This is a genomic window from Labilibaculum manganireducens (genome assembly GCF_963665805.2).
GTDB lineage: Bacteria > Bacteroidota > Bacteroidia > Bacteroidales > Marinifilaceae > Labilibaculum > Labilibaculum manganireducens.
Genome location: NZ_CAXXEE010000003.1, coordinates 3804925 through 3825154, shown reverse-complemented (window position 1 = coordinate 3825154; position 20230 = coordinate 3804925). Strand labels below are relative to the sequence as shown.

17 protein-coding genes are annotated in these 20230 nt (G+C 36.7%); 9 read left to right on the top strand and 8 right to left on the bottom strand.

The window, feature by feature from the left end; all coding sequences use genetic code 11:
* Positions 1–51 precede the first annotated feature (51 nt).
* Together ACHZAX_RS14665 and ACHZAX_RS14660 are read right to left on the bottom strand one after the other, a co-directional pair.
* Positions 52–1512 (bottom strand): OmpP1/FadL family transporter, encoded by a 1461-nt coding sequence (locus ACHZAX_RS14665; RefSeq protein ID WP_320019661.1) that lies wholly within the window; start codon positions 1510–1512, stop codon positions 52–54.
* 173 nt (positions 1513–1685) lie between these two features.
* Positions 1686–3176, bottom strand: a complete 1491-nt coding sequence (locus tag ACHZAX_RS14660; RefSeq protein WP_320019660.1) for a hypothetical protein — start codon at positions 3174–3176, stop codon at positions 1686–1688.
* Between the two features lie 101 nt (positions 3177–3277).
* Between ACHZAX_RS14660 and proS the strand changes: the two genes are divergently transcribed.
* The 3 genes from proS to pepT all read left to right on the top strand — a co-directional run bounded on the left by proS (position 3278) and on the right by pepT (position 6889).
* Positions 3278–4753 carry a proline--tRNA ligase gene (proS, locus tag ACHZAX_RS14655; protein ID WP_320019659.1) on the top strand — a complete coding sequence of 492 codons (1476 nt, stop codon included), beginning with the start codon at positions 3278–3280 and terminating at the stop codon, positions 4751–4753.
* Positions 4754–4849: 96 nt separating this feature from the next.
* The gene (locus ACHZAX_RS14650; RefSeq protein ID WP_101310547.1) at positions 4850–5533 is read left to right on the top strand and encodes a hypothetical protein; all 684 of its coding nucleotides are present in this window, start codon (positions 4850–4852) and stop codon (positions 5531–5533) included.
* Positions 5534–5662: 129 nt separating this feature from the next.
* Positions 5663–6889, top strand: a complete 1227-nt coding sequence (gene pepT, locus ACHZAX_RS14645) for a peptidase T (RefSeq protein ID WP_320019658.1) — start codon at positions 5663–5665, stop codon at positions 6887–6889.
* A gap of 45 nt (positions 6890–6934) precedes the next feature.
* On the opposite strand, the gene ACHZAX_RS14640 is transcribed toward pepT, so the two are convergent.
* Entirely contained in the window at positions 6935–7249 is a 315-nt protein-coding gene (locus ACHZAX_RS14640) for a winged helix-turn-helix transcriptional regulator (protein ID WP_101310549.1), read from the bottom strand.
* A gap of 136 nt (positions 7250–7385) precedes the next feature.
* On the opposite strand from ACHZAX_RS14640, the gene ACHZAX_RS14635 reads away from it, so the two are divergent.
* From ACHZAX_RS14635 to tilS, 6 genes are all read left to right on the top strand, one after another.
* Entirely contained in the window at positions 7386–8384 is a 999-nt protein-coding gene (locus tag ACHZAX_RS14635; protein ID WP_320019657.1) for a YhdH/YhfP family quinone oxidoreductase, read from the top strand.
* A 276-nt stretch (positions 8385–8660) separates the two neighbouring features.
* Positions 8661–9887 carry a DNA cytosine methyltransferase gene (dcm, locus tag ACHZAX_RS14630; RefSeq protein ID WP_320019656.1) on the top strand — a complete coding sequence of 409 codons (1227 nt, stop codon included), beginning with the start codon at positions 8661–8663 and terminating at the stop codon, positions 9885–9887.
* Positions 9888–9944: 57 nt separating this feature from the next.
* Complete coding sequence (locus tag ACHZAX_RS14625) at positions 9945–10463, top strand: hypothetical protein (RefSeq protein ID WP_320019655.1); 519 nt, start codon at positions 9945–9947, stop codon at positions 10461–10463.
* Between the two features lie 86 nt (positions 10464–10549).
* On the top strand, positions 10550–11005 hold the full coding sequence (locus ACHZAX_RS14620) for a cupin domain-containing protein (protein WP_320019654.1): 456 nt from the start codon (positions 10550–10552) through the stop codon (positions 11003–11005).
* A gap of 256 nt (positions 11006–11261) precedes the next feature.
* Positions 11262–12572, top strand: a complete 1311-nt coding sequence (gene pabB, locus ACHZAX_RS14615; protein WP_320019653.1) for an aminodeoxychorismate synthase component I — start codon at positions 11262–11264, stop codon at positions 12570–12572.
* Between the two features lie 60 nt (positions 12573–12632).
* Positions 12633–13955: a tRNA lysidine(34) synthetase TilS gene (tilS, locus tag ACHZAX_RS14610; RefSeq protein ID WP_320019652.1), complete on the top strand. Its 1323-nt coding sequence runs from the start codon at positions 12633–12635 to the stop codon at positions 13953–13955.
* Positions 13956–14009: 54 nt separating this feature from the next.
* Here the strand turns inward: tilS and ACHZAX_RS14605 are convergent, their stop codons facing one another.
* The 5 genes from ACHZAX_RS14605 to ACHZAX_RS14585 form a co-directional block, all read right to left on the bottom strand.
* A complete protein-coding gene (locus tag ACHZAX_RS14605; protein WP_101310556.1) occupies positions 14010–14282 on the bottom strand; it encodes a hypothetical protein in 273 nt (90 codons plus the stop codon).
* 288 nt (positions 14283–14570) lie between these two features.
* Positions 14571–16106: an acyl-CoA carboxylase subunit beta gene (locus ACHZAX_RS14600; RefSeq protein ID WP_320019651.1), complete on the bottom strand. Its 1536-nt coding sequence runs from the start codon at positions 16104–16106 to the stop codon at positions 14571–14573.
* A gap of 99 nt (positions 16107–16205) precedes the next feature.
* Entirely contained in the window at positions 16206–16715 is a 510-nt protein-coding gene (locus ACHZAX_RS14595) for a biotin/lipoyl-containing protein (RefSeq protein WP_101310558.1), read from the bottom strand.
* Between the two features lie 23 nt (positions 16716–16738).
* On the bottom strand, positions 16739–18262 hold the full coding sequence (gene accC / locus ACHZAX_RS14590; RefSeq protein ID WP_320019650.1) for an acetyl-CoA carboxylase biotin carboxylase subunit: 1524 nt from the start codon (positions 18260–18262) through the stop codon (positions 16739–16741).
* A gap of 442 nt (positions 18263–18704) precedes the next feature.
* Complete coding sequence (locus ACHZAX_RS14585; protein WP_101310560.1) at positions 18705–20036, bottom strand: SO_0444 family Cu/Zn efflux transporter; 1332 nt, start codon at positions 20034–20036, stop codon at positions 18705–18707.
* Positions 20037–20230: the final 194 nt, after the last annotated feature.

The window sequence follows — 20230 nt, the reverse complement described above, 5'->3', positions numbered from 1 at the left end:
TAAAAAAGATATTGCCATTATAGCAATCTCCTTTTTATAGTAGTAATGTTCTTAAAATTTGAATCCAAAGGTCATTCGAACCTGATGGTTTGTATTGTTTAAACGAACGATATCATTACTGCCTGAGTAGAGAACAAAATCTTCATTGTATTCTTTGTACTGGTAAGCCATATCGAAGAAGAAGTTGTTTTGTTTAATTCCGAAACCGGCTGAGTAGGTGTCAAACCCCTCATCAATATTAAAATTTTTGTAAGGATCTCCGATTTTAGCGTATCCACCGCGTATACTTATATTAGGAGTAAGGCGGTATTCGGCACCAATTCTTAAATTAGAAGTTGAACGGTACGAGTTAGCAATGTCTTGATTTTCGTTCATTAAATCACCTGCATCACTATCGTTAAATTCGGCATTAGAGTAATCAATCATTTCGTAATCAATGCTAAGTACACCTTTCTGACCAAACAGGTAAGCTGCACTAAGAATTGTTCTAAACGGAGTTTCAAGATCGTAACTGGTTCTTGATACAAACTCCGACTCGTAGGCATGATATGCATCTCCGTCTTCAGGAAATGCATCAGGAATATTTGGATCAAATTCTGAACTTACTGATGTATCGTAGGTTTCGTCAAGATTATAAAATGTAGGAGTATGAATTGCCGCACCTACTCTTAAACTGTTCGTTATTTTATAGATCGCTCCAAATTTAAAATTAACACCGACACCAGATGTTGTCATATATTCATTAAAGGTAAATTCATTTAATGATGTAATGTTATCAGCAAGGGAAAATTCTGAATAAGAGGTTGTTGATTTGTGGTATAGATCTTGAATTCCAACAGTTGCACCTAAATATAGCTTGTGCCCATAATTTGCTCCAAATGATAATACATATTCGCCAATGTATCCTTTCTCGTCAATTCGTTTTTGCTGATCCATACGATCATTACCGAAAAGAACAGATTGATAATTCAACTCATCATCATTGTTGATAAGATAAGTATCGTAAGCAAGTTTTTCTTCAAAAGAGTATAGGTTGTCCGGAGAGTTGCCGGCGGCCAAATCTGCCCACTTATCAAGCAATGAAGTTCCTGAATTTAAATTGAATAAATATCCTTCACGATTGAAATTTGCAATTCGGTTGTAGCCAATTCCAAAGTTGAAATTTTGCCATCCTTTCTCAGGTGCTATTCTTGGAATGTAGCTTGCTACATAGCCAACATTTCCCATTGTAAAGCTGTATTTATCCTCTGAAAATCCACTGTTTTTCGATTTAGTATATTCAATCGAAGGAGTGAACGTAAATTCAGAACTTCTGTAAACACCAATACCTGCAGGGTTAATGCTTAGACTTGAAAAGTCGCCACCTAAAGCACCAAAAGCACCGCCCATGGCGGCTGAACGTGCAGTTCCACTAAATTCTTGTCTCGAATATTTAAGAGCATTATCTACACTCTGAGAATAGGTAGTTCCTGCAATTAGGGACAAAATGAGCAAAAAAGTATATCGTTTCATAAAAAAGTATTTTAAAATGTCCTGTGTTATCCTGATTAAAAATTGCAACTATTCAATCTAAAGAGAGTAAACTGAAAAGTTATATCAGATATAGGGTGATCGTAAATATGTTACTATAGGTTTTGTTTATATTCACCGGAATTTGGAGAACGATATTCCGGTGAATATTTTTTTTATCTTCTTCTGGTGCTTCCTGAATTGCTTGAATTCGAACTTCCGCTTGATGATCTGGAGCTGCTTCTAGAGGAACGAACCGACGATCCTGACGATCCAGATGATCTTCTGGTTCCGCTGTTGCTGTAACCAGAATTGGATTTAGAAGAACCTGATCTGTATGATGGTCTGGACGAATTATTATTCACTTTAGAATAAGACGATCTTGTTGACGATTTTGAATAATTTGATTTGTTCGAATTTGAAGATCGGTTATAAGAAGGTCGTGTATTCGTTTGTGGCTTATTATAACTTGGTGACGAACTTCTACGGGTATTAGAATAACTGTTTCTATTTTGATTGATATTCCCGTTGGAATAATTACTTCTGGTATTTGTCCTTGTTGCAGGAGTAGTTCCATAAGTAGATCTTCTGCCTGATGTGCCATTTAATACAGTTCTTCTTGTTCCGTAAGAATTTCCATTGCCTGAGCTGTAACGAGCCGCGGCATTACTCCTTCTGATATCATTGGCAACTGAGCTTGTTGATCTTCTGCTTGTACTTACAGTACCAGCTTTCGTGCTTGAAGCAGCAGATCTTCGGGTTGACGCCGATGCCGCACTTGCGTTTGTTCGTCTGGAGGCACTTGCATTAGTTGCAGTTCCTGCCTTATAATTATTTGATCTTCTTTTTCCATCATAAGTTGAAGAGGCATAATTATGATATCCGTGGTGGCCATAATATCCATGATGCCCATAATAACCATAGTGTCCATAGTGTCCATAGTATGGATAGTAGCTTCCGTAGTAGTGATTTGAGAATCCCCAGCCGAAATTCAAATCCCAATACCAGCTGTCGCCAAAGCCCATGTTAAATCCCCAATAGGAATTATAGCCATAGTTTCCGTATGGATAGTTGTAAGCAAACAGATTGCCGTATCTCATTGTGGAGTAATTATATCCATTGTAAAAGCGGTAATTTGTCCATGTTGGTGTCCACCATACATTGTTTCCGTCTACGTAAACATTCCAGTCAGGATCTCCGGCCAGCCACATGGCGGTATTGTAACCACTGTTATCGTAGTAACCAAATCCCTGAGGATACATGTCTCGTAAACGTTGAGCTTCTTCCTGATCCCGTTCTGAACCAGAAAATCCACCTAAGTAATAACCTGAATCACCTTCGTAAATCACTGTGTCGACACTACCAATTGACTCATCATTTAATATTTCAGTGTATTTTTGTTGTAATGCATCAAAATTACGATCATCAAGAGCTTCCGATTCCATGTTTGGATTGGTTTTTGTTGATGATTGTGTTGCAGTTGACGGAGCTAAAGAATTGCTCTTTTGAACAGCAGGGGAATTGGCTTCAACTTTTTGAACTAATAAAGGAGCCTGATTAGGATTGTAATACAAATCGTCTTCGTAAACCGCTGTTCCCACATAAGATGGGGAGCAACTGGTTGCAAAGAATGCTGTAACGAGTAGAATTTTTAAATAGGTTTTCATCGCTTGTCCTCCAATAATGAATTATCTAAGATTATTTTTTACTTTTGTAAGGAATTATAACTACCATAAAAGTAGCAAATACCATACCAAAACGATATATAATGGCAAAAGTTTTAACCAGTAGAAGCGAAAATTACTCGCAATGGTATAATGACTTGGTGATCAAGGCAGATTTAGCAGAAAACTCTCCGGTAAGGGGATGTATGATTATTAAACCTTATGGCTATGCTATTTGGGAAAAGATACAGGCTCAATTGGATAAAATGTTCAAGGAGACAGGTCATCAAAATGCATATTTTCCTCTTTTAATTCCTAAATCATTTTTGAGTAAGGAAGCTGATCATGTGGAAGGTTTTGCAAAGGAATGTGCAGTGGTAACTCATTACCGTTTGAAAAATGATCCGAACGGAAAAGGAGTGATTGTTGATCCTGAAGCGAAATTGGAGGAAGAGTTAATTATTCGGCCTACTTCTGAAACGATTATTTGGAGTACTTATAAAAACTGGATTCAATCGTACCGCGACTTACCAATTCTTTGTAATCAGTGGGCGAATGTTATGCGTTGGGAAATGCGGACCCGTTTATTTTTGCGTACATCAGAATTTCTATGGCAAGAAGGCCATACGGCACATGCAACCAAAGAAGAGGCATTGATCGAGACCAAACAAATGGTTGATATTTACGGTGAATTTGCTGAAAAATGGATGTCTGTTCCTGTGTTAAAGGGACATAAAACAGAATCTGAGCGTTTTGCAGGAGCATTGGATACTTATTGTATTGAAGCCTTAATGCAGGATGGTAAAGCTCTTCAAGCAGGAACATCTCACTTTTTGGGACAGAATTTTGCAAAAGCATTTGATGTGAAATTTACTAACAAAGAAGGCAAAGAGGATTATGTTTGGGCAACTTCATGGGGTGTTTCAACCCGTTTAATGGGTGCTTTAGTTATGGCTCACTCCGATGATAATGGCTTGGTACTACCTCCAAAACTGGCGCCAATTCAGGTTGTGATTGTACCCATTTACCGAAAAGCTGAAGAGCTGGAAAAAATATCAGAAACTATAAATCCTATTGTTGCAAAACTAAAAGCCAAAGGCATTTCAGTTAAATTCGATGATAGCGATAATCGCAAGCCGGGATGGAAATTTGCCGAATACGAATTAAAGGGTGTACCTGTTCGTTTGGCAATTGGTGCCCGCGATTTGGAGAATGGAACCATTGAGTTGGCCCGTCGTGATACCCTAACAAAAGAAACAGTTTCTATTGAAGGTGTAGAAGATTTGATTGAAAATTTAATGGAAGAAATTCAGAATAGTATTTTCCAGAAAGCATTAGATTTTAGAGCGGAAAAAACGACAAAAGTAGATACTTACGAAGAGTTTAAAGAACTTTTGGAAAGTAAAACCGGATTTTTCCTTGCTCACTGGGATGGTACAGCCGAAACAGAAGAGAAAATTCAAACAGAGACTAAAGCAACTATTCGCTGTATTCCTTTCGAAGGAGATGGTGAAGAAGGTTTTTGTATGGTAACCGGTAAGCCTTCTAAGCAACGGGTGGTATTTGCAAAATCCTATTAATTAAGAAAAGTTAAATGTAAATATTATCAAACAGTCATCAGGTATCTGATGACTGTTTTTTTGTATATTTACTTTTCAATTTTAAACAATAATACAATGAATATCTTAAACACAAAAGCTGCTATACTCTCAACAATTATGGACAAAGCTTCATTAAAACAAATTGTTTATAAAAATACCAAGGAAATATTTGAGGAATTACGGGTTGTAGTTAAAAATTTAATTGAAGAGTATAATTCAGAATTAGGCGAGGTCGATGAAAATATACTTTTATCTTTTGAAGACAAAGGAGAATTTGAATACCAAATTAAAATTGCATCTGATATTTTAGTTTTTAGTTTGCATACCAATGTCTTTCAATTTAACAGAGATCATAATGTGTGGAAGCAAGCTTACGTGAAAACAGATCCTGACAATGCTTATTCAGGCATTATTAATGTCTATAATTTTTTGGCAGATTCTTTTAAATATACTCGATATGAGGATTTAGGATATTTGGTTGCCCGGATTTTTATCAACAGAGAAAAGCATTACATTGTTGAGGGGAAAAGACAATTGGGTTTGCTGCAAACGGATTTATCGGTTTCTACTGCAGATCATGATAACCTGCGAAACATTGTGGAAACTGCCATTAATTATTCTTTGAATTTCGATTTATTGGTTCCTCCATACGATAATGTGAAGATCATGTCAGTAGGACAGATGTTCGAGAAAATTCAGAATGCAAGAATACCAACGGGTAAACGATTGGGTTTTCAGTTTAAATCCGATGATGTATAACAGTTAAGATTCGCAATAAGAAAACCTGAATCAAATTCATTTTCAAACATCATTTTAGTAATATTGCAACGCTTCGCCAAAAAGTTTTGGGAAGCTTTATTTGTGTATTTTTAATTATAAACACCAGATATGAGTGCCGTAATAGAAAAATTTATACGATACGTAAAATTCGATACCCAATCGGATACCGAAACCGGGTTAACTCCCAGCACACCCGGACAAATGTTTTTGGCAAAAGAATTGACCCGGGAATTGGAAGAGATGGGATTGGAAAATATTAGTCTTGACGAGAACGGATACATTATGGCAGTTCTTCCTTCCAATTTGGATCATGAAGTTCCTGCCGTAGGTTTTGTAGCTCATATGGATACAAGTCCTGATTTTTCAGGAAAACATGTGAAGCCTCAGTTTTGGGAAAACTACAATGGCGAAGATATTGTTTTGAATGAAGAAAAGAATATCGTAATGAAAGTTGCTGATTTTCCGGAATTGAAAAAATACAAAGGTCAAACGATAATAACAACGAATGGCATAACGCTGTTGGGGGCGGATGATAAAGCGGGTGTTGCAGAGATCATGACTGCGATAGAATATCTTACCAAACATCCTGAAATTAAACACGGTCCTGTTCATGTTGGCTTTACGCCTGATGAAGAAATTGGAAAAGGGGCTGATTTCTTTAATGTGAAGAAGTTTGGAGCTGAGTTTGCTTATACGCTTGATGGTGGTGAAATTGGCGAGTTGCAGTATGAGAATTTTAATGCTGCATTTGCAAAAATCAGCTTTCAGGGCCGTAATGTTCATCCAGGAATGGCGAAAGACAAAATGATTAACTCGATGTTGATTGCCAATGAATTTCTGACACGTTTACCTGAAAATGAAGTGCCCGACAAAACAGAAGGTTACGAAGGCTTTTACCATTTAATTTCGATGGCGGGAAATGTTGAGAATTCAAACCTTCAATACATTATCCGCGATTTTGAAATGAAGAAGTATGAAGGGAGAAAACAATTTGTACAATCTCTTTGTGATGAGTTTTGTGAGAAATATGGTGAGGGAAGTGTAAGTCTGGAAATAACCAATCAGTATTACAACATGCGTGAAAAAATTGAGCCGGTGAAATACATTGTTGATATTGCTGAAGAAGCAATGAAGCAAGTAGGAGTTGAGCCAATGATCATTCCAATTCGTGGAGGAACTGATGGAAGTCGCCTTTCCTATATGGGTTTACCTTGTCCGAATATATTTGCCGGCGGACATAATTTCCACGGAAGATTCGAATACGTTCCGGTAGAATCAATGGAAAAATCGGTAGAAGTAATTCTGAAAATTGTAGAATTAATTTCGAAACGATAACTGAATAAATATACAAAGAGAAAGGCAATCGTTTGGTTGCCTTTCTTATTTCATTAATTTTTCGAACATCCTTCCACCTAAAAACATGGCTTTTAAAATAGGATGAATCTCTTTTCCCAAATCGGTAAGGCTGTATTCCACTTTTGGCGGAACTTCAGGGTAAACCTTACGGATCACCAAACCATCTTCTTCCAATTCTTTTAGGTTTTTGCTAAGCATTCGGTCGCTGATATCGGGCAAAAGTTTCACCAATTCGTTGTATCGCTTGGTTCCTTGTATCAGATGCAAAATGATGGTTGCTTTTCGTTTTCCTTTAACGAAATTGATAAATGTATCTATTGGACAATCTCCTTTTTTCAAAATAAAAAAGTTTTTACGTGTTGATAATCAGCAATTCCGAACAAATTGTTAGTAGCCTGCCAAAGTGTAAGTTCTTGATTAGTAATTAAAATGCTTGTAGCTTTGGTACAAGATAAGAATTAAATCAGGATAAGATATGGATACAAAAAGAGAATTTAAAGCACTGCGAATTTACGAAGAAGAGGGTAAATTCATCAGAAGGATTGAAAAACGGAAAATTGAAGATCTTCCGGAAGGAGAGGTAATTGTGAGAGTGAAGTATTCTTCTTTGAATTTTAAAGATGCACTTTCGGTATCTGGAAATAAAGGAGTGACTCGAAAATATCCGCATACACCGGGCATTGATGCGGCAGGAGTTGTGGAATATTCATCGGGTGAAAGGTTTAAAGCCGGCGATGAAGTAATTGTAACCAGCTACGATTTGGGTATGAACACCGATGGTGGTTTTGCAGAATACATTCGTGTGCCGGAGGCTTGGGTTGTGGCATTGCCAAAAGAATTGGACTTTAAACAAGCCATGATTTATGGAACTGCTGGATTTACGGCTGCTTTATCGGTGTATAGCTTGTTGTCGGCAGGACAAACTTCAAAAATGGGACCGGTAGTTGTTACAGGAGCCTTAGGTGGAGTGGGTAGTATTGCTATTAGTATATTGGTTAGTTTAGGCTTTGAAGTAATTGCAGCGACTTTCGAAAAAAGTGGTGGTGAAGATGAATTACACGAATTAGGTGTTGCTAATCGCATTAGTAGTGAAATTACCGATGATCAATCGGGAAGACCATTATTGAAGCCACTTTGGGCAGGAGCCATTGATGTTATTGGTGGAAATACTTTGCATACACTTCTTAAAGCTTGCAAACCATTGGGAAATGTGACCTGTTGTGGTAATGTTGGCTCAGGAGATTTGGCAATGACGGTTTATCCATTCATTCTAAACGGCATTAGTTTAATTGGTATTGATTCTCAGAATTGCCCAATGGAATTGCGCCAAAAAGTTTGGAACAAGTTGGCTTCTGATTGGAATGTTTACAGCAACAAAGAGCAGGTTATTGAATCATCTTTAGAAGAATTGGATACTTATATTGATTTAATGTTGGCAAAGAAGAGTCGCGGGAGAGTTATTGTGAAACTTTAGTTTTTTTTAATATTAAAAGAGAAAGGGCAGCCAATTGGTTGCCTTTTTTGATTAAAACACAAATAGGCTTTATATGTCTGAGGTAAGGAGTGTTTTTAATGTGTTGTTGCAGGCAATACCAGTCAAATATTAAGCAGAAGAATAGAGATTCATAAAATAATTAATCATTTAAAAGTATTGATTATGCAAGTGATTGAAACATTGGAGTCAAGAGTTTTCAGTCTGAAAGCAACTATTTTTTTGTATCTTGCCCCCTAAATTATTGAGGAAATTAGAATGAGTTCAATTCATACAATAAGTATAGATAATTTGGGGAGGGGTAAATCCCAGCTAAAGCTTGTTGAAGAGGCTGAAAACAAAGCCGTTTTAACTCATTATCTGCATAATTATCAAAATGGTGTGAAAAAGCACTACGAAAAGGATGCTCTGTTGGCTCTAAATAATTTTTTGGAATGCGAACAGCAAAGCGATAATTCTCCTGTATTGCTGGAAAATACATTACAACAACTCTTACTTGAAGTTGAAAATGTGCCATTCCCAACTCCTGAAAATTACAAGTTTAAATTTATTGATCTTTTTGCCGGTATTGGTGGGTTTAGACTTGCATTGCAAAATGCAGGAGGGAAATGTATCTATACCAGTGAATGGAATAGTGGAGCAAAAAAAACTTACCGGGCAAATTTTGGGGAAATTCCATTTGGAGATATAACCAACGGGAAAAATAAAAATTACATTCCTGATCAATTTGATATTTTATGTGCGGGCTTTCCTTGTCAGGCATTTTCAATTGCCGGGAATCGAAAAGGTTTTGCTGATACACGGGGGACTTTATTTTTTGATGTGGAACAAATCATTGAAAGGCATCAGCCTAAGGTTGTTTTTCTGGAAAATGTTAAAAATTTGGTCTCTCACGATAAAGGAAATACGTTTAAAGTAATTCTTGAAACATTAGAAGTAAAGTTAGGATATAAAGTATTTCACAAAGTTTTAAATTCGGCAACACATGCAAATGTTCCTCAAAACAGAGAGCGGATTTTTATTGTAGCTTTTGATCCTGATCAGGTTGAAAATTATTTGAATTTTGAATTTCCCGAAGAGATTAAATTAACAAAGACCATTCATGATTTTATAGAAAAAGGGAAGCAGGATGATATTTATTATTACAAAAAGGGTCATAAATATTACCCGGAATTGGAGAGATCAATGATATCGAAAGATACCGTTTATCAATGGCGAAGGGTTTATGTAAGAGAAAATAAAAATAATGTTTGTCCGACTTTAACTGCAAATATGGGTACCGGCGGACATAATGTGCCGCTTATTAAAGATGATTTTGGAATACGAAAACTAACTCCAAAAGAATGCTTTGCATTTCAAGGCTATCCTGTTCATGATTATATCTTGCCCAAGCTAGCAAACAGTAATTTGTATATGCAGGCAGGTAATTCGGTTACGACAAGCTTAATTGAGCGAATAGCTAAGCAAATTTGTATGGTTTTATGATATCATTTGCAGGAAAATAATTAATGAAAAAGAATACATATATTGAATTTTGCCAAGATGAATAAAGTACTTTTAAATCAATTAGTTTATTTTAAAAGAGTAAATATCCCTAAATATATAGAAGCTAATATTCAATCAATAGCACTAAAGCATCTTGAATTGCCTGATATGGGCAAATTAAGGGACAGAATGGAAGGGCAGCTATATTATAGTCGGTTAAGAGAAGATATATTTTCAGAATATGCTTTTGAGAATCTTATTGGTCTGCGGAAATTTGATTGGGATAAACGAACTAAAAAAAATTACAACAGAAAAAAGTACGTTTTCGAAAATAAGACTCTGAATTTAGTTTTATTCGCGGGCAATTCGTTACCAAAATTTAGTGCTGATCATGTGAGTAATTGCATTTTTGTTCATGTTAATACTGATAGTCGTGTTCTTGTAAGTGGTTTGGCAACAAAGAGTATGATTGATAAAATGACCGTTGAGCAGGATTCAAGAATAATTGAGTTTGCTGATTTTAAAGGTTTATTAGAGTACAATTCAATGGAGGAGTTAATCATGAAGATGGAATAAAGTATTATTCTTATTACTTTAGTCTTTAATTGATATTTTGACAAAATACTCGCTTATATTAAGAAGGGAAATCAAAAAAAACAGGAATGAAAGAAGTTGAAAAGCTATCAGAAAGTACTAATTACAGTGCAGTTAATTTGGGTGATTTAAAAGATATAATGGATTACTCTCTAATTCATCCTGCAAGTAAAAACTTAATAGAAGGCAAATTTTTTTTAAAAGATGCGACTAAAGCAACCGGCACTGAAATTTCATTTAATTCGCTTCCACCACAATCTGAGCAATCTTATTTTCACATTCACAGCAAAAATGAAGAAACTTATATAATCCTAAAAGGCTCCGGTTTTTTTCAAGTGGACGAAGATTGTTTTAGTATAAAAGAAGGAAGTACAATACGGGTTGCACCACAAGGGAAACGTGGTATACGTAATTCTTCTAACAAAGCAATGATATATATGGTAATTCAGTCTAAAGAAAATTCTCTGGAAGAGCATACCGTTGCCGATGGAGAAAGAGTTCCTGTTGAACCTAAATGGAGATAAAAACAAATAAGAAATTGTCTAAAGTTGGTAATGACGCGATGAAAATTCTTCGTATGCCATATTGCTGATGATAATCAGACAAAAAGCAAAAAAATATCTTCTACACAAGATGTAGAAGCCGTCCAAACAAAAAATGATCATATTAAGTTTCAGGAAGATCTCCTTAAATTAATATTCACTTCATATCGTATTGCAGTATTTCTTCTATTTTGTAGAAGAGAAGAGATTCTACGCATCTTTTCTTTAAATTTGCCATATGCGAAAAAGGCTTACTTTCCACATATCCGACACAACAAAATTTAAAGAACAATTGCTTTTTTGGAGCAAGAAGTTTCAGTGCGTATGTATTCTTGACAGTCACGAAGTGAATTTGAAGGAGAATTCGAAAATGGAATACAATACATACGAGTTGGTTGCCGGTATCGATGCCCTTCAAATTATTGAGCCGGAGCAGAATTGCTTCGATAACCTAAAAGCTGAGATCGATTTTGCTAAAGATTGGTGGTTTGGTTATTTGGGTTATGATCTTAAAAATGAGATTGAGAATTTAAGTTCAGACAATCAGGATGGTCTGGACATGCCGCAAATGAATTTTTTTCGTCCGCGTTGGGTGTTTCTTTTAGATGTGGATACCTTATTGGTTCATTATTTCGAAGAGGAATTTTCCGAAGAGGATATTTATAATTTGGTCATGAATATTCAGAATATATCTGTACCAAAAGAGAAAGAGGTTACTGTTGCGGAAATAAAATCCAGAATCAGCCGGGAAGAGTATTTAAAAGCTATCAGGCAATTGAAGGAGCACATCCGAATAGGCGATATTTACGAAGTCAATTTTTGTCAGGAATTTTATGCGGAGGATACTTATATCCGGCCAAGGCAAATGTTTCGAAAATTAATGAAGGTTTCGCCTACGCCATATTCATGTTTTTACCGAATGGGAGAGAAGTATTTGTTATCGGCAAGTCCGGAACGATATCTTAAAAAAGTGGGGCGGAAAATTATATCTCAACCCATTAAGGGAACGGCTAAAAGAGGTGCGAATGAAGAAGAAGATAAGTTGATTAAAGAGAATTTGTTTTCTGATGCTAAGGAGAGAGCCGAGAACATCATGATAGTGGATTTAGTTCGCAACGATTTGTCGAGAACTGCAGCAAAGGACTCTGTAATTGTTGAGGAATTGTGTGGTATTTATACATTTCCTCAGGTTCATCAAATGATTTCGACTATAGTTTCGGAGCTGAAAGAAGATGTTCATTTTGTAGAAGCAATTCGTCAGACTTTCCCTATGGGATCGATGACAGGTGCGCCAAAGGTTAGAGCCATGAAATTGATTGAGAAATATGAATCGACCAAGAGAGGACTGTTTTCCGGAGCAGTTGGTTATATCACTCCAGATGGCGATTTTGATTTTAATGTTGTAATTCGAAGTATTCAGTATAACGCACTGAATCATTACCTGTCGTTTATGGTGGGCGGGGCTATTACCATGCAGTCAAATCCTGAAAAGGAATATGAGGAATGTATGTTGAAGGCAAAAGCCATTGTAAAAGTGTTAAAAGAGTAAGGGATTTTTTATCTTTAAACTTTGAGCAAAAACTCATTGGTTACAATTAAATACTATTTGATGCAACGTAAAATTGTTCGTTTTATAGAAGAGGAAAATTTATTTTATCGCGACGAAAAAATCTTGGTTGCGGTAAGCGGAGGAGTAGATTCCGTTGTTTTGCTTGATCTTCTTTGCAAAATGGAAGTGGAGTGCGGGGTTGCTCATTGTAATTTTCATTTGCGCGACGAGGAATCAGATGGAGACTTTGAGTTTGTGAAGAATTTGGCCAAAGAGAAAGGTTTGGCGTTTTACTCGATAGATTTTGACACTAAAAAGTATGTTGCCGAGAATAAAATTTCTATCGAAATGGCTGCTCGCGACCTGCGTTACAATTGGTTTGAACAGGTAAGAGAAGTTTCTGAATACAAATACATTGCTGTTGGCCATCATGCTGATGATGTTGCAGAAACAGTGCTGATAAATTTGGCTCGCGGGACGGGGATTCATGGTTTATCGGGAATTAAACCGAAGTTGGGTAAGATTGTGCGTCCACTGCTGCCATTTCCGCGAAAGCAGTTGCTTGAGTATGCAAAAAAGCACTCTATTGATTTTCGTGAGGACAGAACAAATGCGGAAACCGATTATGTGCGGAATAAAATACGACATCAGATAATGCCTGTATTGGAGGAGATTAATCCGGCCATTCGCGCTACCATGACCGAGAATGTGCAGCGTTTTCGTGAGGTGGAGCAGATTTACAACAAGGTAATTGAACAGAACCGTTTGCACTTGGTTTTTACACGTGAGAATCAGTTGTTAATTTCAATTCCAAAGTTGAAAGAGCTTTTGGCTCCTGTGTCTCATTTGTACGAGTTGCTTTCTCCATATGGCTTTCATCATCGTGATGTTCGCAAAATTGCAGAATCTATTCATGGAATTTCCGGTAAGTTGTTTTATTCGGCAAGCCATCAATTGTTACGCGATCGGGAATATTTAATCCTTACCGAGATTTCAGAAGGGAACAATAATGAATATTTAATTGAGGCTGAGGAAGCTAAACTTAAATTACCAGTAGAGCTAAAGGTTTCGTTTTTGGATAGAACGCCCGGATTTCAATTCCCCAACAGCACTAAAATTGCCTGTTTCGATGCGAACAAACTTCAGTTCCCGCTTAAGTTGAGGAAATGGAAAGAAGGAGATTATTTTTATCCTATCGGTATGAAGGGCAAGAAGAAGATTTCCGATTTCTTTATCGATCAAAAATTCTCTCTTCAGGAGAAAGAGAACACCTGGTTGTTGTTGTCAGGCAATAAAATTGTATGGGTTGTCGGGCACCGCATGGATGATCGATTTAAGATTACAGGCAACACCACCAAGATATACCGATTGGAGTTGGAATAGCTTTTAAAAAGAACTTGTCCATTATTGAACAAGCTCTTTTGCTTAGTCTTAGTTTTAAGCCTCAACTTTTTGAAGCAAACTTTCTTTTAAATTTTTGAGCAATGCTTTTTTTACTTTGCGTGGTTTTTCAGCACTAATTTCTTCCAGAGCAATTAATGCAAGATTGCCAATTTCGAAAAGACCAACAGGATTTTTGTCGAAGTTGTAGCTGCCAATTACATACTCTAATTTTGATTTAAGTTCGTTGTATGCATCGTTTCCAGGTTTATTCAAACATTCCAATGCTTCCTGACAAACATCTCTAAGTTCTTCATTTTTAATATCCATAGCTTTCGGGTTAAATAGTTAATATCTATCTAATTTACGAAATCATTCATTTATTAGAGTTATTTATATGTTAGCTTTTTATTTCTAATTTATATAGATCAATATTTATCTTGTCGAAATTGTTTCCGTTATTGACCAACATCGTTTGCGCTGTTGGCAAACGATGTTGTAGAGGTGGTTTTTAAGAATTTTATAGTTTGCGGATACTTCAATTTACGAGTAAATCTGAAAAAGAGAAAGCACAGCTAATAGCCGTGCTTTTCTTTAAAAGTGTTTTATAATTTTAATTTACAATGGAATGTTACCATGTTTTTTCGGTGGATTCTGTTCGCTTTTGTTTGCGCACATATCCAAAGCCTGCACCAATTTATGGCGGGTTTGTTTGGGCTGAATAATTTCATCGATGTATCCCAGTTCTGCTGCTTTGTAAGGATTTGCAAACTTATCACGGTAATCTTCAATAGCATCTGCTCTTTCCGATTCTGTAAGTCCTTTGTGCATAATATTAACAGCTCCTTCGGCACCCATAACGGCAATTTCACCTGTAGGATAGGAGTAATTAACATCTGCACCAATGTGTTTCGAAGCCATAACATCATAAGCACCACCATATGCCTTACGGGTGATTAAAGTTATTTTTGGCACAGTGGCTTCTGCGAAAGCATATAATAGCTTAGCGCCATGCTTAATAATTCCACCAAATTCCTGAGCAGTTCCCGGAAGGAAACCAGGCACATCCACGAAAGTGATTAAAGGAATATTAAAGGCATCGCAGAAACGCACAAATCTGGCTGCCTTAACAGAGCTGTTGATATCTAAAACGCCAGCCATAAAAGCAGGATTATTAGCTACAATTCCCACGGGTTTTCCGCTCAATCTGGCAAAACCAATGCATATGTTTTGTGCATATAGCGGCATTACCTCAAAAAAGTTGTGATCATCTACAACCGTCTCGATAATATCTTTGATGTTGTATGGTTTGTTGGGATCAACAGGAACCATAGTCTGAAGTTTTTCATCTTCGCGGTGAATATTGTCTGTACAAGGCTTTATTGGCGGATCTTCCATATTGTTTGACGGAAGAAAACCAATCAGCTCACGAAGCATTATCATGGCTTGTTCGTCGTTATCGGCAGTAAAATGAGCAACACCACTTTTAGAATTGTGAGTGATTGCTCCCCCAAGTTCTTCTTTAGTTACTTCTTCGTGTGTAACTGTTTTTATTACATCGGGTCCGGTTACAAACATATAACTTGTATCCTTCACCATCATAATAAAATCGGTAAGAGCAGGAGAGTATACGGCACCGCCTGCACATGGCCCCATAATTGCTGAAATTTGCGGAATTACTCCGGAACCTCTTACGTTCTGATAAAAGATATCAGCATATCCGGCTAAACTCTGCACGCCTTCCTGAATTCGTGCTCCTCCTGAATCATTCAAACCAATAATGGGAGCGCCCATTTTCATGGCTAATTTTGTAATTTTAACAATTTTATCGGCGTTGGCACTACTCAACGAACCACCAAAAACAGTAAAGTCCTGGGCGAAAACATAAACCAAACGACTGTCGATTTTGCCATAGCCGCAAACAACACCATCGCCAAGTATTTTGTTTTTCTCCATACCAAAATCGGTAGAACGGTGCGTAACCATTTTGTCTACTTCCACGAAAGTTTCGGGATCCATAAGATCCATGATTCTCTCTCTGGCAGTTTTTTTACCACCAGCATGATGTTTTGCAATTCTATCTTGTCCGCCACCAGCTTCGGCGGCCTTATTTAATTCTTCAAACTTTTTAATTTTGTCTTCGAGTGTCAACATTTCTTTATAATTATAAATTTTGAATGATTAATTATGAATGTTATTTCAAGTTGAGGAATTCATAATTAACAACTCATAATTGTTAATTTGTAATTTAAATTAGTCAATAAATACTAAAGGTTGATTTCCATCAATGATATCCTCTTCGTGAACAAAGATTTCTTTTACAATACCATCTTTCATGGCTTTGTACTCGCTTTCCATTTTCATTGCTGACACAATAATTACGGTATCTCCCTTTTTTACTTCACTCCCCAATTCAACAGGAATCTTTACTACTTTTCCAGGCATTGGCGAGGTGATTGTGCTCTCTGCAGCTTCGAGGTTACCCGAATTTCTTGCTTGCAGATATTTGGTTTCAGCATCTATAATTTCCGCATCATAGGAATGGTAAAATGTGTTGACTGAATACTTTTTTGAAGAATCAGTTTCAATTAATTCCACATTATAGGAGCGACCTTTATATAGAACAGAGTACACGCCATTTTCAACCTGCAGCATATCCAGATTGTACTCTTTGGAGTCAACCATTATTTTGATTTGATTTCCCTCTTCGGCTAAAAGTTCAACTTTTGCCATGCGTTCGCCCAATTTTATTTCAATTGCCATTTTATTATTTTTTTGTTTGTCCTTTAGTTTTCACTTGCTCTAAACATTCCCCTTCTGCGTCCAAATTCTTTCCACTTGCTTTGCAGTGATGATTTTGGACAAATTTGAGTGCTTTTCAGTTTGTTGTGATAATTGATAAAGGCGGTAACTATGGCCAGATCTTCAAAAGATTGCTTTGCTTCATCAGGAGCAAGAAGAAAATCTTCGTTATTTTGAATAAAGTGAGTATCGTAGGTGCCTTTTCTAAAGTCAGGACAATCCATGATTTTTTCAAGATATTTGATTGAGGTTTTTACACCCGTAATTTTGTATTCGAAAAGTGCCCGTCGCATTCGTTCGATCGCTTCCTCTCTTGTTTTGGCCCAAATAATTAGTTTGGAAATCATTGGGTCGTAATGAATTGGAATTTCATATCCTTCATAAACGTAGCCATCGGTTCTAACTCCTAAGCCCATTGGTTCAGTAATGTGGGTAATCACACCCGGACTCGGCATAAAGTTATTATCGGTATCTTCCGCGTAAATTCTGCATTCGATTGCATGTCCGAACTGAAAAATATCTTCTTGTTTCATTTTCAATTCGTGTCCTTCGGCAATTAAAATTTGTTGTTTCACAAGATCATATCCGGTTACCCTTTCGGTGATAGGATGCTCGACTTGCAGTCGTGTATTCATTTCAAGGAAATAGTAGTTGTGATCATTATCTACCAGAAACTCAATGGTGCCTGCCCCATGATAATTAACTGCTTTGGCGGCGGCAACGGCATGTTCTCCCATTTGGGCTCTTAACTCAGAAGTCATCAGCGGAGAGGGCGTTTCTTCCACCACCTTCTGATGTCGTCTTTGAACGGAGCATTCTCTTTCGCAAAGATGAATTACATTGCCATGTTTGTCACCAAGGATCTGAAACTCGATGTGATGAGGAGAAGAAATGTATTTTTCGATATAAACAGCGTCATCACCAAATGATGCCATGGCTTCCGATTTTGCAGCTCTTAGTCCTTCCAGAATATTTTCTTCTTTGTCGACCATTCGCATTCCTTTTCCACCACCTCCGGCAGAAGCTTTAATCATTACCGGTAAACCAATTTCCCGAACCGTTTTAAGTATTGTCGATTCATCTTTTAGGTTTTCTTTAGTCCCCGGAACTACAGGAACACCACTCTTAATCATGGTTTGTCGAGCGGTGATTTTGTCACCCATTGTTGCAATTACTTCGGGAGTTGGACCTATAAAAATGATACCTTCTTTCGCGCAGCGTTTTGAGAATTCAGCATTTTCGCTTAAAAATCCATAACCAGGGTGAATGGCGTCAGCCTTTACCAGTTTTGCTGCGTTTATTATTTTATCCATATTTAAATAACTTTCTGCTGATGTTGCAGGTCCGATATGAATGGCCTGATCGGCATATCGCACATGCATAGATGTTCGATCGACATCGGAGTAAACAGCAACAGAAAGAATTCCCAATTCTCTGCATGATCGCATAACGCGCAGAGCAATTTCTCCTCGATTTGCAACAAGGACTTTTGAAATCTTCTTGATCATATTTTGGTCTTCGTTTAAAAGCCTGTAAAGGCTTTGTTTTTAATCAACTAATCCATCTGATAGTTAGAAAAATATTTTTCCAAAAAGAATAATATACAGCATAGATGTGTTGTAGAACATTTAAATGTAATCAAAATTTCGAAGTTTTCAAGTAATTAAATATAAAGATGTGTGTATGTGTTGATCATAAATCACACCTACTTTAATGTGACTAATTTAACTGAAAATCAGCAGTTTATAAGGGTGGTGTTTAGCAGTGTGGGAATTTCAGTTCAAAAAAATTGTAAAATGGGCGAAATCCGCCAATTATGTTGCAGAACAAGGATTGTATTTTTAAGAAATTATGGAATTTAGGCAATAATAAGGATGAAATGGAGTGGTTTTTTAGCCGTTGGCGTAAATATTATTTTTGTCAAATGAATATTTGGAACCGGAGAGGGACTTAGTTTTTATTTTTTACCTCTCCGCCAAATTCGAAACCAAGGCTTTCCAGTTCTTTTTTTATAATTTCTAAATCGATATTATTTCCTTCTAACTGCAAAAGTTTTTGTTCCAGATTTACTTCTGCCAGAGTAATGTTTTTCATGGCTCCAATGTGTTTTTCCACACTGTTTTTACAATGATTACAGCTCATCCCATTCACTATTACCAGTTTTTTATTGACAGCTATGTCATGATCAGTTGATTTAAGCTTGTTTTTGCCGGAAATATATTTTTGTAAATAGCCGTTGATAATCAATAGAACTAATGCAATACTGCTTCCCCATCTCATCCAGTCAGGAAGCATCCAATGTCCTTCATGTGCCCCCATATGATCATGCAATGCCCCCATAGTGAACCATTCTCGTGGGAATACATTATCAATTAATAGTCCAAAAATTAATGCTCCTAAAATAATTGAGATTAAATAAGACCACATTGTTTTTTTACCGAGAACTTTATTTAGTACTGTAATGGTTGCTGCATTGGTTGCCGGACCGGCCATTAGGAATACCAAAGCGGCTCCGGGCGAAATGCCTTTCATCATTAATATAGCAGCTACAGGCACCGATGAAGTTGCACAAATATAAAGAGGAATGGAGGCCACAAGAATTACCAGCATACCAATAAAATCATTCCCAATATAAGCAGAGAAAAAGTCGTCAGGAATTAGTACTGAAATTACAGCGGCCAAAAGAAGTCCAATAATTAACCACTTCGAAATGTCCTGCAGAAAATCTACAAAAGCATATTTGAACATGGTGTAGAGTGGTGATTTTTTCTTTTTAGTTTCTGTATTGCATTCTCCATCACATCCACAGTCCGATTCTTTTTCCGTAGAGCAGCAAGAATCGGGGCTTTGTACGGGAATTGCTTTTTCATCTTTATCAAAATGATTGGTGAGCATTCCGCCAAACAGTCCGGTTAGTAATGCTATAAAGGGACGAATGATTGCAAAAGGTAAGCCTAATAAGGAATAAGTAACTAAAATTGAGTCTACACCAGTTTGGGGTGTTGAGATTAGAAATGATACAGATGAACCTTTGGAAGCACCGCTCTTATAAAATGAAATACCGGTAGGTATAACTCCGCAAGAGCACAATGGAAGTGGAATGCCCAGAAGTGCGGCATATAAAACGGACTTTCCGTTTTTCTGACCTAAATACTTGTCGATAAATTTCTGAGGAAATGCCACTTTCAAAATTCCTGCAAATAAAAAACCTAGCATTAGGTAGGGTGACATCTCGTTTAAGATATCTATAAAATCGATAAAAAACTGATTGATATATTCCATAGTTGAGCTTCTCTTTAGTATCCGAAATTCTATAAGTAAATAGCGAATCCGGGGCTTTTACAGACTCAAAAGTATTAAAATATTTGGATATATATATAAGGTATATCAGTAATAAAAGAGCTCACAGTCTAAAAATACCAACATGTAGGTATTTATGCTTATTAAGACTTAGTCTAATTTAGTCGTCGAAATAA

Excerpts from the sequence above, each read along its gene's own strand:
- ACHZAX_RS14665 (WP_320019661.1), bottom strand. The coding sequence starts at position 1,512 with ATGAAACGATATACTTTTTTGCTCATTTTGTCCCTAATTGCAGGAACT.
- ACHZAX_RS14660 (WP_320019660.1), bottom strand. The coding sequence starts at position 3,176 with ATGAAAACCTATTTAAAAATTCTACTCGTTACAGCATTCTTTGCAACC.
- proS (WP_320019659.1), top strand. The coding sequence starts at position 3,278 with ATGGCAAAAGTTTTAACCAGTAGAAGCGAAAATTACTCGCAATGGTAT.
- ACHZAX_RS14650 (WP_101310547.1), top strand. The coding sequence starts at position 4,850 with ATGAATATCTTAAACACAAAAGCTGCTATACTCTCAACAATTATGGAC.
- pepT (WP_320019658.1), top strand. The coding sequence starts at position 5,663 with ATGAGTGCCGTAATAGAAAAATTTATACGATACGTAAAATTCGATACC.
- ACHZAX_RS14635 (WP_320019657.1), top strand. The coding sequence starts at position 7,386 with ATGGATACAAAAAGAGAATTTAAAGCACTGCGAATTTACGAAGAAGAG.
- dcm (WP_320019656.1), top strand. The coding sequence starts at position 8,661 with ATGAGTTCAATTCATACAATAAGTATAGATAATTTGGGGAGGGGTAAA.
- ACHZAX_RS14625 (WP_320019655.1), top strand. The coding sequence starts at position 9,945 with ATGAATAAAGTACTTTTAAATCAATTAGTTTATTTTAAAAGAGTAAAT.
- ACHZAX_RS14620 (WP_320019654.1), top strand. The coding sequence starts at position 10,550 with ATGAAAGAAGTTGAAAAGCTATCAGAAAGTACTAATTACAGTGCAGTT.
- pabB (WP_320019653.1), top strand. The coding sequence starts at position 11,262 with ATGCGAAAAAGGCTTACTTTCCACATATCCGACACAACAAAATTTAAA.
- tilS (WP_320019652.1), top strand. The coding sequence starts at position 12,633 with ATGCAACGTAAAATTGTTCGTTTTATAGAAGAGGAAAATTTATTTTAT.
- ACHZAX_RS14605 (WP_101310556.1), bottom strand. The coding sequence starts at position 14,282 with ATGGATATTAAAAATGAAGAACTTAGAGATGTTTGTCAGGAAGCATTG.
- ACHZAX_RS14600 (WP_320019651.1), bottom strand. The coding sequence starts at position 16,106 with ATGTTGACACTCGAAGACAAAATTAAAAAGTTTGAAGAATTAAATAAG.
- ACHZAX_RS14595 (WP_101310558.1), bottom strand. The coding sequence starts at position 16,715 with ATGGCAATTGAAATAAAATTGGGCGAACGCATGGCAAAAGTTGAACTT.
- accC (WP_320019650.1), bottom strand. The coding sequence starts at position 18,262 with ATGATCAAGAAGATTTCAAAAGTCCTTGTTGCAAATCGAGGAGAAATT.
- ACHZAX_RS14585 (WP_101310560.1), bottom strand. The coding sequence starts at position 20,036 with ATGGAATATATCAATCAGTTTTTTATCGATTTTATAGATATCTTAAAC.